We start from the raw sequence: 15,546 nt of genomic DNA on the forward strand, positions 1-15,546 counted from the left end.
ATATATAATTAAATTTAGTACTTTTTACTTCACATTTAATCATATTATTTTCGACATTACATTTCCATGGAATGCTCCATTATTCACCATGATCTGGTAATTTTTCACCTAGGTATTCTTCGAATGGATAAATACTTTCATCTATATTTGGAAACATTTCATCTATACCTGAAGTATCATATTTTTCAAAAAAATCTCCATATTCCGGAATATCATATTTTTTTTAGTTGGTTGAAATAAAACTTTAAAATTTTGGGGCTTATAATAAATCGAAGCTATTTTAGCACCTAAAATTGGAATAACTATAATTTTAATTATATCATTTTCTAAATAAATTGCTTCTAAATTTAAATATTTCATATTTACCAACCTTCTTTATAGCTATTATTTTAATAAAATATTAGTGCAGTGTGATCACTGCACTAATATATGTGATTTTATTTTTTATTTGCTTTTGCAGCAATATTCAATGACCAACCTAAACCGCCAAATAAAACAACACCTGCAAATATCATAAAAAAGATAGCACTTCCTGTCATAAGATCGCCCCCTCATTCCTCTTCAAGAGTGATTTCTGTAGCTTTAACATCATATTTTTCATCTTTAGATGGCATTTTTGCAAAAATAATTGCTAGTATTGGTACTAAAACAAATATTGCAAAACCAATTCCCAATGCCCAAGCAGGATAACCTTCATAAGGATTTTTTATCTCATCTGATATATTAAGTCCAAGAATTACTATTAATACAATAGGGATAATAAATTTCAATGATATATCAAACCATTTACCGATCTTTATTTCTGATACAGAATTTATATAATTTCTTAATTTTTCTGCACCAAATACCCAACCTATAACTATAGCTTCAAGAATACCAACTACCAATAATGCATAAGTACCCATAAAATGATCTATAATATCTAACCAATATAATCCGCCCTGTGTTGCAAATAATAAACCAAAAATAAATCCTAAAATAGAAAATCCTATTAAGAATGATTTTTTATTAACTTTAAATTTATCTCCAGCAGCAGCTTCAATAGCTTCTACTAATGAGAATGCTGAATCAATTCCAAGAGTCAATAACATGATGAAAAATGCAAGTCCGATTATTGACTGAACAATAACACCACCTGGAATTAATGAAATAGCTTGTGGATAAACAACAAATGCTAACCCAACTCCACCACTAACTACCTCATCAACAGGAACACTCATTTGTTGAGCCATATAACCCAAAACAGAAAATACTGCTATACCTGCTAAAAAAGATGTGGCTGAATTACCTAATGCTGTTATTATAGCGTTATTAGCAATATCATTTTTCTTATTATTATAACTACCATATGCTATCATTATACCAAACGCTACACTTAATGAAAAGAAAATTTGTCCAAATGCATTCGCCCAAACCCTTGCATCAGCTAATTTAGCAAAATTTGGTTGGAATAAATAATTTAACCCAGTAGCTGCTCCTGGTAATGTTATACCTCTAATTCCCAATAATAACAATAATACAATTGGAAGTGGTACTGTCCACATAACAGTTTTACCAACAGATTCAGTACCTTTTCTTAAAATCATATATATCCATAACCATGAAATTAATAATCCTATAACAATTGGCCATCTTAAACCGCCAAGTTGTCCAGGACCATCAGTTAATTTCAAGAAATCTCCAAAAAAGAATCCCTTTGGATCATCTTTCCAAGCTACACCTAAGGAATGATATAAATAATTGAAAATCCATGCCATAATTACATTATAATAAAACGTAATTATAGATCCAGTTATAACTGCCCACCAACCAATAAATTCAGCATTTTTTGTAATCTTTCCCATAGCTTTAGGAGCACTAGATTGAAATCCTTGACCAATAGCAAATTCAGCCATTAAAATAGGAATACCTGCAATAAATAATGCTACAAAATAAGGAATATAAAATGCACCACCACCGTTTTGATAAGCCATATAAGGGAAACGCCAAGCATTACCTAATCCTGCAGCTGAACCTATAGCTGCTAAAACAAAAGCCCATCTTGAACCCCACTTTTGTCTCGCCATAATCCCACTCCTTTCATGTTAAAGATTTATAAAAAAGATTTTTAATTATATTTTTATTTCTTTTGATAGAACAATATGACAAAACATGAGATAAAATATTTCACAATTGTTAATCGTTAATATACTATCATAAACTGACTAAAAAGTCAATACTTTATTTAAAAAAAGAAATAAAAACCTTATGATTCTTTATTTATAATAAAAACCTCGCTATTTGCGAGGTTTAATGGTGCCAGGGACGGGAGTTGAACCCGCATAGGCTTGCACCTATATGATTCTGAGTCATACGCGTATGCCAATTCCGCCACCCTGACATAAAATATTTTATTAAAAATTAATATTAATATATTATTTGATTATTCAATTTTATAAATATCCTCATTACTTGAAATAATGTCATAAGTTAATGCTTTCAGCGATATTGTAAAATCAACATTTTCAACAGAAATGTTTTCTGGCAAATTTAATGATACTGGTGTAAAATTTAAAATACCTTTAATTCCTGTTTCCAAAAGTTCTTCAGCAACATTTTGAGCAACTTTTGCTGGAACTGTTAAAATTGCAATTTCTATATTCTTTTCTTTACATACTCTTTTCATTTCCTTCATATCATAAACAATCACTCCTGCAGCTATTTGACTTCCTATTTTCCTTTTATTTTTATCAAAAGCAGCTTTGATATTAAAACCATTTTTTTCAAGTCCAGTATAATTGGCGATTGCCGATCCTAAGTTTCCTACTCCTACAATAGCAACATTCCATCTTTTATTTAGTCCAAGTATAGTTTTAATAGAATTCATTAATTTATCAATATCATATCCAACACCACGTTTCCCAAATTCACCAAAATATGACAAATCCTTTCTAATCTGACTAGCTTTTATATGAAGATTTTCTGCTAATTCTTTTGAAGACGTTTTTTGTATTCCTGAAGATTTTTTATTTTCTAAACATCTATAATACATTGCTAGTCTTTTAATCGTTGGCTTAGGTATCTTTGTATTTTTCATACTTTCACCTCATTTATTTTTAATAACTATATTTAAAAGCTTCCCTTTTACTAATATAACTTTTTTCAATTCAGAATTTTCAAGATATTTCTTTATTTTTTCTTCTTTAAATGCTTTATTTTTAATTTCTTCTTCAGTAGCATTTGCATCAACAAAAATCTTTGCTCTTACTTTTCCATTTACCTGAATAACTATCTCTAATTCTTCAACTTCCAAAGCTTTTTCATCAACTTTTGGCCATTCAGCATTTAAAACAAAATCTGAATTTCCCATCATATGCCATAATTCTTCTGATAAATGTGGTGCAAAAGGTGATAACAAGATTACAAAATTTTGAGCTACTTCTTTTAATAATTCTTTATTCCATTTTTCTTCAGATATATTGTTCATGTAATTATTTAATTCATTGATTAATTCCATCATTCCACTTATTGCTGTATTGAACTGAAAATTCTTTTCAATATCATTTGTTATTTTCGCAATCATTTGATGTAATTTTCTTCTAAGAGATTTTTCATCTTTTGTGCTTAATACTATATTATCAATTTTTACATCAATTGTAATAGAAATTATTTTTGTCAATAAATTCCATACTCTATTCATAAATCTTGCCACACCTTCTAAACCTGCATCGTTCCACTCAGCATCTTTTTCTGGTGGCCCCATAAATAACATATACAATCTCAATGTATCCGCTCCATATTTTTCTACCATTTCATCAGGTGATACTACATTTCCCTTTGATTTAGACATTTTTGCACCATTTTTATATATCATTCCTTGAGTAAACAAATTTGAAAATGGTTCTACGAAATTTATATATCCCAAATCGTATAAAACCTTTGTGATAAATCTAGAATACAATAAATGTAAAATCGCGTGTTCAACACCACCGATATACTGATCTACTGGTAACCAATAATTAACCTCTTCAGAATCAAATGCTTTATCTTCCATTTTAGGATTAATATATCTTAAATAATACCAACTACTATCTACAAATGTATCCATTGTATCTACTTCTCTTCTTGCTGGTTTCCCACATTTTGGACATGTTGTGTGTATGAATTCTTCAGTATAAGTTAATGGACTTTTCCCCGTTGGTTCAAATTTTACATTCATTGGTAATTTTACAGGTAAATCTTTTTCTGGAACTGGAACGATACCACAATCTTCACAATAAATAATAGGGATAGGAGCACCCCAATATCTTTGTCTTGATATTAACCAATCTCTTAATTTATACTGAACACTTTTCTTACCTAATTTTCTTTTTTCTAACCATTCAATTATTTTTGGTAAAGCTTCTCTATTTTTCATATTATTAAATTCACCAGAATTAATCATTATACCATCTTCGGTATATGCTTCAGTTAATTCTTTAATTTCCTTATCTTCTGGTTTTATTACCATTCTTATTGGCAAATCAAATTCTTTTGCAAATTCAAAATCTCTTTGATCATGAGCAGGAACAGCCATTATTGCACCAGTTCCATATTCAAATAAAATATAATTCGCTACATATATTGGTATCTTTTCTCCATTTACTGGGTTTATTGCATAACTTCCTGTAAAAGCCCCATCTTTTTTAGCACCTTGAGCTATTCTTTTAAATTTATCTTCTTTAGTAACTCTGTTCAAAAATTCTTCTACTTCCTTTTTCTGTTCCTCTGTGGTTAATTCTTCTACCAATGGAGATTCAGGAGCCAACGCCATAAAAGTAACTCCCCAAAGAGTATCAGGTCTTGTTGTAAAAACAGTAATCTTTTTATTTGATCCTTCTATTAAAAAATCAACTTCTGCACCAATACTTTTACCAATCCAATTTTTTTGCATAATTTTAACATTTTCAGGCCAACCTTCAAGTTTATCTAAATCTGATAGAAGTTTTTCTGAATAATCTGTTATTTTAAAATACCATTGTTCCAATTTTTTCATTTCTATTTCTGTTCCACATCTTTCACATTTACCATTCACTACTTGTTCATTAGCCAATACTGTTTTACAGCTAGGGCACCAATTTACTGCTGCATGTTTTTTATAAGCTAAACCTTTTTCATATAATTTTAAAAAAATCCATTGTGTCCATTTATAATAATCTTCAGTACAAGTCGCAATTTCTCTATCCCAATCATAACTAATTCCTATTTTTTTTATCTGTTTCCTTATAGTTTCTATATTTTTAAAAGTCCAATCACCTGGATTTACATTATTTTTTATTGCAGCATTTTCTGCAGGTAATCCAAAAGCATCATATCCAAAAGGATGTAATACATTAAATCCTCTCATTCTTTTATACCTTGCGACAACATCACCAATAACATAATTTTTTACATGTCCAACGTGTATTGTGCCTGATGGATATGGAAACATTGTTAATACATAATATTTTCCTTTCTCGCTTCTTTGTAATGTTTTAAATACACCTTTTTCTTCCCATTCTTTTTGCCATTTTTTTTCGATTTCTATATGATTATATTCCATATCTAACCCTCCTATTCTAAGTGATAACTTTCTCATTTATTATATCAAAAATATTATTATTTTTAAAGTTATATATTTTTTTAAGTATATTTAATTTCCGCGTATTGTAGGAATATATAAATTTAAATCTTTTGATATGTTTTCCAGTTTTGCAGCAGGCATTTTTTTCATTCTTCTTTGACCTGGTTCTTGTATTAAAAAAAAGATATTATCAGGATTTGCTGTTTGAATTTTCGCATTATACGGAATATTTATTGTGTAAGATGTTTTTATTGATGGATCCTTGAAAAAATAAAATTTATATGGTGATAATCCTGGTTTCAACATTCCTTGAAAAATATATTTATCTTTCTCATCTTTTATCCCTATCCAAACCTCCCTTGATCCGATTATATATAATTGAAAATATCCAACATTCTGATCTTCTTGAGCTAAAGTTAACAATTTCTCTAAATCATCTAAATGTTTTTCAAGATTACTCTTATAATTGATAAATTTTTCAACTATACCATTAGGTTCAAAATATTTATTTAATTCTTCAAATTTTACACTTAAATTAGATATACTATCATTCACTTTAGCATTTTGTTTATTAAAAAGACTTTCCATATAATTTTGAAATTTAGAAAGTCTTATTTCACTACCTATTGACATTATTATAGAAATAATTGATAACAAGATAGCTAAATATAATAAAATTCTTGTTATTCGCATTATTTACCTCCTATCGTTATAGTTGTATTAATATACTCCATGACTCTATTTGCAACTTTTTTAAATTTTTGAATTGTATTATCAACTTTCTTTTTAGGTAAATCAAGTGTTTTTGAAATTTCTTCATAAGAATTATTTTCTAACCACATTTTTACAATAGACTTTTCAATGTCTTTCATTTGTTCTATTGATCTTTCAAAAATATAATCATATATTACAGATTGGTGTAAATCCGTTTCTGAAGGCATTTCAAAATAATAATCTGAATCTTCAGAATAATCTTCGAACATAGATTCTATACTAACAGCATCAGATAATACTTTATTTTTTAATCTATTTAAATATGTTAAAAAAGATTTTATTTCAGAAGAAATATTCAAATATGCAAATGTTGAAAATTTAGTTTTGTTTGTTTCATCAAAAGAATACACTCCCTGAATTAACCCAACAAAACCTATTTGGACTAAATCTTGAAATTCAGCCCATGCACCATAATATTTTGAAGCAATAGATTTTATCATAGGTTCAAATTTTACCATGATCATATTCATTGCTTCTTTATCTCCAGTTTGCGCCAATTTAATTAATGTTTCTACCCTCAAAGTTCTTAATTTATATTTACTCATTATTTCACAACCATATATAGTAAATGTTCAGAAATATCATAAAATTTTTTTGAATAATTAATTTCTAATTCTAATACTTCAGCCCAATATTGAGAAAATTCAGGATTATTATCCCAAGCAAAAGGCATTATTCCATAAATTTCCACGTTATTAAAATATTTATTTAAAAACCTTTCTAATTCAGTTTTGGAAAATAATTTTGAATAAAAAGACATACGCTCAGACATACCTACTTTAACTTTTTTTTCTTTTTCCATTACTTTTATTATATCAAAATCTTTAGAAAAAAAAGCATCCAAAATAAATTTATTTAAATTATCAACAGTTCCAATAAAATATGCTCCATTTTTCATTACTTTATAAACTTTTTCTATAAAAATATTTTGATCTTCTGAATAACTTAAAACATCACCCATAGCAATTACTATATCAAACTCTTTATCATCAAATTTCATAGTTTCTGCTAATGAATTTATTATTTTTACGTTATTATAATTTTGAAATTTAAATTCCATTATATCACACATTTTTTTCGATGGTTCTAAAGCATATACTTTAAAGCCTTTATTCAAAAATATTTCTGTCCAATATCCCGTTCCTGCGCCAATATCTAAAATCGTACCATTTTTTATATTTTTTATTTTATCAAATATTAATTTTTCAGAAATTTTATTATGCATTTCCCAATATGGTTCTTCATACATCTTGTCATATTTTTTAGCAATTTTATTATAATACTCCCAAGATTTCATTTAAAATCCCCCTATAAATAAAATAAAATCCCCGATTATTCGGGGAGTAACTGGAGCAGGTGATGGGACTCGAACCCACAACCTCTGCCTTACCAAGGCAGCGCTCTAACCTGTTGAAGCTACACCTGCAAACCTAGTATATTATACAATAAAAAGTTATTTTAGTCAAGTTAAAAACTTTTGTGAATTTTATTAATAATAAAAAATACCCGAATAATCGGGTATTAGAATTCATCTACTATTTTTACCTCATCACCTGTTTTTATCAAAGCAGCATTAGCTTCATCTGTATCTACATGAAACTCTAAAGCGTATTTTGAGCTTACTCTTATTAATACGTCACCAAAAATTAATTTCCTATCCCCTTTTTCCACTGCAACATAAACTAAGTCTTTATCTTTAACACCGTATTTTTCAGCATCTTCAGGAAGCATATGTATATGCCTTTTTGCTAAAATTAATCCTTTATTTGTTTCTACTTCTCCTTTAGGACCAATAATTTTTATCCCTGGTGTCCCATCTAAATCTCCAGAATCTCTTACTGGAGGCCTAACTCCTAGTTTAAATGCATCTGTTTGAGAAATTTCTATTTGAGTTTCTTTTCTCACAGGACCTAATACTCTTACTCTTTCAATTTTCCCTTTAGGTCCAACTAAAGTTACAACTTCATCTGCAGCATATTGCCCTGGTTGTTTTAAATCTTTTATTGGGTGTAATTCATACCCTTCACCGAATAATGCTTCTAAATCCTCTTTAGACAAATGAACATGCCTGTTCGAAACTCCTACCACAATACCAGGTTCTTTTAATTTCACACTAACACCTCCTATAATACATTTCCTCTTTTTGGAGAAATTAAAGGTTTTCTCACTATTAACTCTATACCTTTAGGTTTTGTTACTTCAATATTTAGAGGTCCTCTTCTAATTGAAATCCACCCTAATCCGGGAATTGCTAGCTCTTCGTTTTCTTCGATAGAAATAATCTCTTTTTCAAATTCTATTTCTAATGGATAATTTTTTTCGTATGGAGGATATATTACATCTCCAATATGATTATTTAACAACTCTTCCACTCTTTCCTCTCTTGTTTGATGAAAAGATATATTTTCTGGTGCAAAAATTAAAAAAATAGGTTTTAAATTATCTTTTGCTAAAGACAATATTTTAAATCTAAATAATGAACTTATAAATATTACTTTTCCAATATCAGGTTTAAATGTTTTTCTAGAAATTGTTCTTTTAGGAATCATTTCAACTTGCGTGTAAATATCAAAAAAATCCGTAAATCTTTTTTTTGTTTCAATACCTGGAGTATCGTATAGCTCAATATCTAAACCTGGAATTTTCCTTCTTACAATACCTAATGTGGTTCCTGGGTAAGAACTTGTAGTTATTTTAATATTCGTTATATTATTTAATAATGATGATTTACCAACATTTGTTGTGCCCACAACTATAGCTTTATTTATTTTTTTCTCTCTTAATATTTTTATCATTCTTTTTATACCAAAGTTCTTTTTCGCACTTATTAAACGAATATTATCTTTTTTAAGATTTATATCACTCTTAACTCTGTTATATACCCAATCTTTTAATTCGACAAAAGGAAGAGTTTTAGGTAATAAATCAACTTTATTTATTAATAAAAATACATTCTTATCTTTTATTAAATTTAAAATATCTTTATCATAAGTCCCCTCAAAATCGATAATATCCAATACCCACAACACTGTATCAAATTGGTGGATAATATCCTCTAATTGTTTATAAAAATTATTATTAATAGTAACAGGTAATAGTTCTCCATAATGCTTTAATTTGAAACATCTTTGACATAACGCTTCATCTTCATGCCATAAAAATTTTTCATATATATGTTCAGGCAAAAAACCTATACTTTCCGAATCTCGTGTTTGTATCTCAATTCCACAACCTTGACATTTCATTTAATCACCTCATAACTATATTTCAAAAATATATTTAATTATATCCATTATTAAAGAATTTTAGTTTTAGATATTGTTAAGAATTTTATGAAAATATCTTAAAGAGTATTTCTTCTGGATTTGTAGAATATATTAACAATTTTCTTTCATCAGGAAAATGGTTAAACCTTTTTGCATATTTCTTTAATACCATAATGTCTATATCTAATTGCCTTTTATATTCAATTAATAAACTATTATCAAATATTTCGATATTTTTTGCACCTTTTTTATAGGCAATTATTCTTAATTTTGCATAATTTAAAAGGTTAATTATTTCTTGAGGTATTTTTCCAAATCTGTCCTCTATATCAATTTCTATTTTTTCTATATTTTCAATATTTGTTTCATTAGCAATAATACGATAAATTCTCATTCTTTCAATTGGATTCTCTATATAACTTTCTGGTATAACTAAAGACATTTTAATTCCTTTAATATCTACCTCAATTTTTTCATTAATATTTTTTGTATCAATTTCTTTAGAATAATATTCTGCTAAAGCTTTATTTATCATTTCCTTATACATATTTAAACCAACATTATTTATATGTCCTTTTTGATCTACTCCTAATAAATCTCCATATCCTCTTATTTCTAAATCATGCAAAGCTAATTTTAATCCACTTCCTGGTCCAGATACATTTTTTATAGCCTCAAGTCTTTTTAATGCATCAGATTTTAGTTTATTTTTGTATAAAAAATATGCAAATGCCCTTTTATTACTTCTTCCTACTCTTCCTCTTAATTGATATAGTTGAGATATTCCATATCTTTCAGAATCATCTACTATTAATGTATTAGCATTGGATATATCAATCCCATTCTCTATAATTGTAGTTGATATCAATACATCTATTTCACCTTCATAAAATTTTTTTATTACTTTCGATAGATATTTTTTCGCTGTTCTCCCATGCACTGAAACAATTTTTACTTCTGGGACAATCTTTCTTAGTTTTTTCTCTACTTCTTCTAAGTCATTAATTCTATTATGAATATATAATATTTGTCCTCCCCTGGATTTTTCTCTCAATATAGCACTTCTAACAATTTTTTCAGAATATTTTAATACAAATGTCTCTACAGGAATCCGACCAAACGGAGGAGTAGAGATAATAGATAAATCTCTTAATCCTGATAAAGAAAAATATAATGTTCTAGGAATAGGTGTCGCGCTCATTGTTAAAACATTTATTCCAAGAGATAATTCTTTTATTTTCTCCTTTTGAAATACCCCAAATCTCTGTTCTTCATCTATAACTAATAAACCCAATTTTTTAAATTTTATTTTATTATTTAATAATGCATGCGTACCAATTATTACATCAATTTTTCCAGAATTAATTTTATCTATAATAACTTTTCTTTCTTTTTGAGTTTTAAATCTATCGATTAATTCCACAGTAATGCCAACTTCCTCAAATCTATCTTTAACATTATTAAAATATTGCTGAGCTAATATCGTTGTAGGAACTAAAATCGCCGCTTGATATCCTGAACTTATAGTTCTTACAACCGCTCTTAACGCTACTTCAGTTTTCCCAAAGCCGGCATCTCCTGCTACCAATCTATCCATTGGTTTTGTAGAAGCCAAATCATTTAATGTCTCTTCTATAGCTTTTTCTTGATCGAATGTCTCTATATATTCAAATGTTTTTTTAAACTTTTCTTCGATTTCTTCATCACCTTTTAATGATATTCCTGTTGTGTACTCTCTAATTGCATATAATTCCACTAATTTTTGAATTTTATTTCTAATATTTTCCTCTACTTTTTTCTTTCTTTTTTGCCATGATGAAGAACCTATCTTATCAATTTTTACTAAATCTTTATCACCAATATATTTTGTAACCTTATCTATTCTTTCAATTGGCACAAAAACTTTAGCATCATTTTCATACTCTATTTTAATTAATTCTTTTTCATAGAAATGTGTTTTTACTTTTTCTAATCCTTTATAAATACCTATACCATAGTCTTCATGAACAACTAAATCATCTATTTTTAAATCTTCCCATTCTAGTAAAGGTAGTTCTTCATTCTTTTTCTTTTTTGTTATTTTTTTTATAAGAAAATTATGTTTATCAACTTCTATCGTCTTATAATTTAAGGATAAAATTTCTTCAAATTTTTTACCGTTAAATTCTTTGTATAGGGCCTTTTTTGCTTCATCAAATATAAATTCAATATTTTCCTTTTCTCTTTCATAAAATGAATTTATACTTTCATTTTCATTTATAACTATAATCTCTGTATCTTTTAAATTAATATAGTCAAACAAAGTTTCCTTTTTATCATACAATATACTTGGCAATGTTTCGAAAGATTCTATATCAACTAAATTTTCTTTGTAGTTGTTTTGTAAAAAAATTTTTTTTAAGTTTTTATAAAAATTTTTTTCATATTTATAAAGGATTTCTGAACCTGGAATAAAAATAAATGATTCTAAATTTTTTATACTTTTTTGTGAATTAATATCAAAAAAAGTAATTCTGTTAATTTCGTCATCAAATAATTCTATTCTTATTGGATATTCATATAGAGGAATATAAATGTCTTTTACAAAACCTTTTTGAGAAAATTCTCCATATTCATATACATTCCAAGATTTTTCATAACCCAATAATAATGGGTTTATATTAAAATCATCATTTATATTAAATAATGATATTTCGTTAACCAAAATATTTTTAGGTATAGTATATCTACTTATTGCATGAAAAGTAGTAAAAATGGTCATATCTGCATTTTTTAAAAGATTATATAAAACTTTTATTCTATAAGATTTTATTTTATTTGACACTTTTATAGACTCAAAGGGAAATACATCATAGTTAGGATAATATAAAACATTCTCACTTAAATAATCCTCAATATTCCATGATTCTGGAAAAATTATTATCTTATATTTTTTTTTTGATTCATTTATTATTCTTATTATTTCATTATATATAAAAATCACCCCTATAAAAAATACGGACATAATGTCCGTATAATTATAATATACTTATATACGAATATCTATAGAATGCCCTCTATAGTCATCTATAATTTTTTTTTCTTTTTTCTCTTCTGATTCTTTTTTCTTTCTTTTTTGACTTTTATTTTCTAATAAACTTCTTTTTTGATTATCATTAATATTTTGTGTTTCAGATTTTTCTTTTGTATTTTTTACTTGTGTTTTCGCATCTTGATTTTTTTTTATCAATTCTTTCAAATCAGTAGATTTAGCTGCTAGAGCTGCTTGATTTAAATTTTGAAGATTATTTGATACATCAACATTATGAATAATTGAAATACTAAAATTAATTGGTTCTGGCATATTAAACACCACCTAATTTTTTCTTTAATTTTATAATTAATGCAGAATGAATTTGAGAAACACGAGATTCCGAAATATCTAAAATTTTTCCTATTTCTTTAAAGGTTAATTCTTTTTCATAGTATAAAGATAATATTAATTGTTCTCGTTCATTTAGACTTAAAATTGCTTTTTTAAGTTCTGATTTTAAAATATCTTTATATGCCAATATTTCTGGATCATTTTCTTCTATATTCGCTTCAACATTTATTTCATTATTATTTAATAAAAATGAATCTAAACTTAAAATCTGACTTCTATGTAATTCTGATTTTAATTTTTTTAAATCTTTCTTAGATATTTGTAATAAATTTGCTAATTCCTCATCACTTAAATTATCGTCTATACTCTGTTCAGCTATAATTTCTTCCATCTTTTTTATTTTATGTCTTAAGTCCTTTGGAAGCCAATCAATTTTTCTCAAATAATCTAACATAGCTCCTTTAATTCTTTTAACTGCAAAAGAATAAAAAGATACACCTTTACTAGGATTATATTTTTCAAGAGATTGTAATAAACCTATTATTCCTTCCTGTATTAAATCATCTAATTCGACATTTTTAGGAAGGGTAGATAATAAATTTAATGCAATATATTTTATTTTTGGTAAAAAATTTTTTATTATATCATCTTTATTTATATTTTTCATTATTTATTAATCACTGCCTTTATTGTTGTATTTAATATTATGATTATGGCAATACTTATTATAGATCTTAAAAGAGAAGTAAAGAAAAAATTCTTAGAAATAAATAAGTTTATACATAAAAAAACAAGGAATGTTGTTATATAAAAAATTAATTCAATATTTGAAAATTTCAACTTTTTCACCACCACCAACCTTTTTAACCATAACTTCACCATTATCAAGATTAAATTCAATACTCCTTGCCCTATTTCCACCTGTATCTTCAGAAATTATTTTTATTCCATACTTTTTTAGTTGTTCTTTTACAGCTAATACATTTTTTTTACCAACATCCATTGATGAACCTTTAAACATAGCGGCACCACCAAATATTTTAGCAATAAAATTTGATCCTCCTAAATTATTTAATTCTTTTAAAAGAATAGAAATACCTAAATCAGCGTATTTCCCAGGTTTAGTTACTTCCTCGCTAGGAGCTTTAGGTAACATCACATGAATTAAACCACCTATTTTTTTATTTTTGTCCCATAAACATACTCCAACACATGATCCTAATCCTAAAGTAACTAATATATCCGGACTTTTCGAAGCAAAATATTCACCAATTCCTATTATTTTTTTCATTTTTTAACCCCCATAAAAAACCTTTTTTACAAATTCAAATAATTTGAATCTATTTTCTTCATTCATTAAAAAGACAATTTTCCCTTTAATTATATTGTTCCAGTCTTCAACCTGTATTTCAGTTTCTGTTAAAATAACTTCATCTTCAAAAGATATACTCATAACAATTGATTCTGCAATTAAAGATGCAAAAGTATCAACAGCAACTTGTGGGGGTGTAATCTGTAAATTGATTTTTAAAAATTGTGAAATTGCGCTAATATATGATCCAAACATAATATTACCCAATTCACCTATCATAGAGTATGACATTTCATCTAATTCAGTAATGTTTTCTATTTCATATCCTATGCTTTCTTTTATCAATCTTTTAACTGAGTCTTTTTCAATTAAAAATACTAATGAAGATTTCAAATCTCCATCCATTTGGACATAAGAACAAGCATAAATTTCATCAGGCTCTTCCATATTTAAGAATATATCAGATAATTTTACAATTTCTAAATTTGGAACAGATATATCAACCTTCTTATTCAACATCATTGACAATGAACTAACAGCATTTCCCATTCCTATATTAGTGATTTCTTGAAAAGCAGACATAAAAAAATCAAATTTATCATTATTCATCAAGTTGCACCTCCGAATTTTCTTTATTTTCAAAGAAATTTTTCCCACTTATAGTTTCTAAATACTTACCAAAAAAACCTGTTGGATCTTGCATAATTTTTATTTCATAAATAAATTTACTTAGATTAAAAAATTCCTGCCTTATTTTAGATATGGCACCATGAAAAACTATATCAAAATACGGTATCATAATTTTTACACTCAAATTTTTACTTATCTCATTTAAATATTCATTCAATACAATAATACCCAAATAATTTTCATCTAAATCCCATATAAGACCTTTAAAATTATCTTCTATTAGAACGGGTATAGCTATATATTGTCTTTCGTTTTTTCTTTTATTCTTTATTCGATAGTTACTATTCAATTTAAGGTTTATCAATAACTCATTTTCTCCAAAATTTTTGATATCTTTAATTTGAAAATCAGCTTGATAATAAGCACCTTCAAAAACAGATTCTAAAACTACAACGTCTCCTAAATTAAAAGTATAATTAGGAGATATTAAAGAAATCTCAGATCCTTTAAAAGATTTAATTTTTGCTCTTAAAACGTCATTATTTATATAAACACGTATAGAATTTCCTGGAAAAAAAACAAGAAAAATTCTTTTTATAAAATCTTTTTTTTTCATATT

At 26.6% G+C, this 15,546-nt stretch carries 16 protein-coding genes and 2 tRNA genes; all 18 read right to left on the minus strand.

What is annotated here, in order from left to right; genetic code table 11:
- Positions 1 to 162: 162 nt before the first annotated feature.
- Positions 163 to 360, minus strand: a complete 198-nt coding sequence (locus ACYQ44_RS05945; protein WP_459995950.1) for a hypothetical protein — start codon at positions 358 to 360, stop codon at positions 163 to 165.
- A 77-nt stretch (positions 361 to 437) separates the two neighbouring features.
- On the minus strand, positions 438 to 539 hold the full coding sequence (locus ACYQ44_RS05950; RefSeq protein ID WP_280999269.1) for a MetS family NSS transporter small subunit: 102 nt from the start codon (positions 537 to 539) through the stop codon (positions 438 to 440).
- Between the two features lie 12 nt (positions 540 to 551).
- Positions 552 to 2,066: a sodium-dependent transporter gene (locus ACYQ44_RS05955; protein ID WP_459995952.1), complete on the minus strand. Its 1,515-nt coding sequence runs from the start codon at positions 2,064 to 2,066 to the stop codon at positions 552 to 554.
- Between the two features lie 227 nt (positions 2,067 to 2,293).
- Positions 2,294 to 2,380 (minus strand) — tRNA-Leu (locus tag ACYQ44_RS05960).
- Positions 2,381 to 2,422: 42 nt separating this feature from the next.
- A complete protein-coding gene (locus tag ACYQ44_RS05965; RefSeq protein WP_459995954.1) occupies positions 2,423 to 3,076 on the minus strand; it encodes a redox-sensing transcriptional repressor Rex in 654 nt (217 codons plus the stop codon).
- 9 nt (positions 3,077 to 3,085) lie between these two features.
- Complete coding sequence (leuS, locus tag ACYQ44_RS05970) at positions 3,086 to 5,596, minus strand: leucine--tRNA ligase (protein ID WP_459995956.1); 2,511 nt, start codon at positions 5,594 to 5,596, stop codon at positions 3,086 to 3,088.
- Between the two features lie 54 nt (positions 5,597 to 5,650).
- Entirely contained in the window at positions 5,651 to 6,274 is a 624-nt protein-coding gene (locus tag ACYQ44_RS05975; RefSeq protein WP_459995957.1) for a hypothetical protein, read from the minus strand.
- On the minus strand, positions 6,274 to 6,900 hold the full coding sequence (locus tag ACYQ44_RS05980) for a sigma-70 family RNA polymerase sigma factor (protein WP_459995958.1): 627 nt from the start codon (positions 6,898 to 6,900) through the stop codon (positions 6,274 to 6,276). Before ACYQ44_RS05980 ends, ACYQ44_RS05975 begins: the two co-directional genes overlap by 1 nt.
- Positions 6,900 to 7,652 (minus strand): class I SAM-dependent methyltransferase, encoded by a 753-nt coding sequence (locus ACYQ44_RS05985; RefSeq protein ID WP_459995960.1) that lies wholly within the window; start codon positions 7,650 to 7,652, stop codon positions 6,900 to 6,902. The genes ACYQ44_RS05980 and ACYQ44_RS05985 overlap by 1 nt, the downstream gene beginning before the upstream one ends.
- Before the next feature lie 51 nt (positions 7,653 to 7,703).
- Positions 7,704 to 7,781 (minus strand) — tRNA-Thr (locus tag ACYQ44_RS05990).
- A 95-nt stretch (positions 7,782 to 7,876) separates the two neighbouring features.
- Positions 7,877 to 8,467 (minus strand): phosphate propanoyltransferase, encoded by a 591-nt coding sequence (pduL, locus tag ACYQ44_RS05995; RefSeq protein ID WP_459995962.1) that lies wholly within the window; start codon positions 8,465 to 8,467, stop codon positions 7,877 to 7,879.
- Between the two features lie 11 nt (positions 8,468 to 8,478).
- Positions 8,479 to 9,600, minus strand: coding sequence for a ribosome biogenesis GTPase YqeH (gene yqeH, locus ACYQ44_RS06000; RefSeq protein ID WP_459995964.1), 1,122 nt, complete (start codon positions 9,598 to 9,600; stop codon positions 8,479 to 8,481).
- 85 nt (positions 9,601 to 9,685) lie between these two features.
- Positions 9,686 to 12,625 carry a transcription-repair coupling factor gene (gene mfd, locus ACYQ44_RS06005; RefSeq protein ID WP_459995965.1) on the minus strand — a complete coding sequence of 980 codons (2,940 nt, stop codon included), beginning with the start codon at positions 12,623 to 12,625 and terminating at the stop codon, positions 9,686 to 9,688.
- 24 nt (positions 12,626 to 12,649) lie between these two features.
- Positions 12,650 to 12,964 (minus strand): hypothetical protein, encoded by a 315-nt coding sequence (locus ACYQ44_RS06010; RefSeq protein ID WP_459995967.1) that lies wholly within the window; start codon positions 12,962 to 12,964, stop codon positions 12,650 to 12,652.
- A gap of 1 nt (position 12,965) precedes the next feature.
- Positions 12,966 to 13,652: a FliA/WhiG family RNA polymerase sigma factor gene (locus ACYQ44_RS06015; protein ID WP_459995969.1), complete on the minus strand. Its 687-nt coding sequence runs from the start codon at positions 13,650 to 13,652 to the stop codon at positions 12,966 to 12,968.
- A gap of 153 nt (positions 13,653 to 13,805) precedes the next feature.
- Complete coding sequence (locus tag ACYQ44_RS06020; RefSeq protein WP_459995970.1) at positions 13,806 to 14,276, minus strand: chemotaxis protein CheD; 471 nt, start codon at positions 14,274 to 14,276, stop codon at positions 13,806 to 13,808.
- Positions 14,277 to 14,279: 3 nt separating this feature from the next.
- Positions 14,280 to 14,906, minus strand: coding sequence for a chemotaxis protein CheC (locus ACYQ44_RS06025; protein WP_459995972.1), 627 nt, complete (start codon positions 14,904 to 14,906; stop codon positions 14,280 to 14,282).
- Positions 14,899 to 15,543 (minus strand): hypothetical protein, encoded by a 645-nt coding sequence (locus tag ACYQ44_RS06030; protein WP_459995973.1) that lies wholly within the window; start codon positions 15,541 to 15,543, stop codon positions 14,899 to 14,901. Before ACYQ44_RS06030 ends, ACYQ44_RS06025 begins: the two co-directional genes overlap by 8 nt.
- Positions 15,544 to 15,546: the final 3 nt, after the last annotated feature.

This window comes from Marinitoga arctica (assembly GCF_054657315.1).

Coding starts and splice junctions, on each gene's coding strand:
- ACYQ44_RS05945 (WP_459995950.1), bottom strand. CDS start 360: ATGAAATATTTAAATTTAGAAGCAATTTATTTAGAAAATGATATAATT.
- ACYQ44_RS05950 (WP_280999269.1), bottom strand. CDS start 539: ATGACAGGAAGTGCTATCTTTTTTATGATATTTGCAGGTGTTGTTTTA.
- ACYQ44_RS05955 (WP_459995952.1), bottom strand. CDS start 2,066: ATGGCGAGACAAAAGTGGGGTTCAAGATGGGCTTTTGTTTTAGCAGCT.
- ACYQ44_RS05965 (WP_459995954.1), bottom strand. CDS start 3,076: ATGAAAAATACAAAGATACCTAAGCCAACGATTAAAAGACTAGCAATG.
- leuS (WP_459995956.1), bottom strand. CDS start 5,596: ATGAGAAAGTTATCACTTAGAATAGGAGGGTTAGATATGGAATATAAT.
- ACYQ44_RS05975 (WP_459995957.1), bottom strand. CDS start 6,274: ATGCGAATAACAAGAATTTTATTATATTTAGCTATCTTGTTATCAATT.
- ACYQ44_RS05980 (WP_459995958.1), bottom strand. CDS start 6,900: ATGAGTAAATATAAATTAAGAACTTTGAGGGTAGAAACATTAATTAAA.
- ACYQ44_RS05985 (WP_459995960.1), bottom strand. CDS start 7,652: ATGAAATCTTGGGAGTATTATAATAAAATTGCTAAAAAATATGACAAG.
- yqeH (WP_459995964.1), bottom strand. CDS start 9,600: ATGAAATGTCAAGGTTGTGGAATTGAGATACAAACACGAGATTCGGAA.
- mfd (WP_459995965.1), bottom strand. CDS start 12,625: ATGTCCGTATTTTTTATAGGGGTGATTTTTATATATAATGAAATAATA.
- ACYQ44_RS06010 (WP_459995967.1), bottom strand. CDS start 12,964: ATGCCAGAACCAATTAATTTTAGTATTTCAATTATTCATAATGTTGAT.
- ACYQ44_RS06015 (WP_459995969.1), bottom strand. CDS start 13,652: ATGAAAAATATAAATAAAGATGATATAATAAAAAATTTTTTACCAAAA.
- ACYQ44_RS06020 (WP_459995970.1), bottom strand. CDS start 14,276: ATGAAAAAAATAATAGGAATTGGTGAATATTTTGCTTCGAAAAGTCCG.
- ACYQ44_RS06025 (WP_459995972.1), bottom strand. CDS start 14,906: ATGAATAATGATAAATTTGATTTTTTTATGTCTGCTTTTCAAGAAATC.
- ACYQ44_RS06030 (WP_459995973.1), bottom strand. CDS start 15,543: ATGAAAAAAAAAGATTTTATAAAAAGAATTTTTCTTGTTTTTTTTCCA.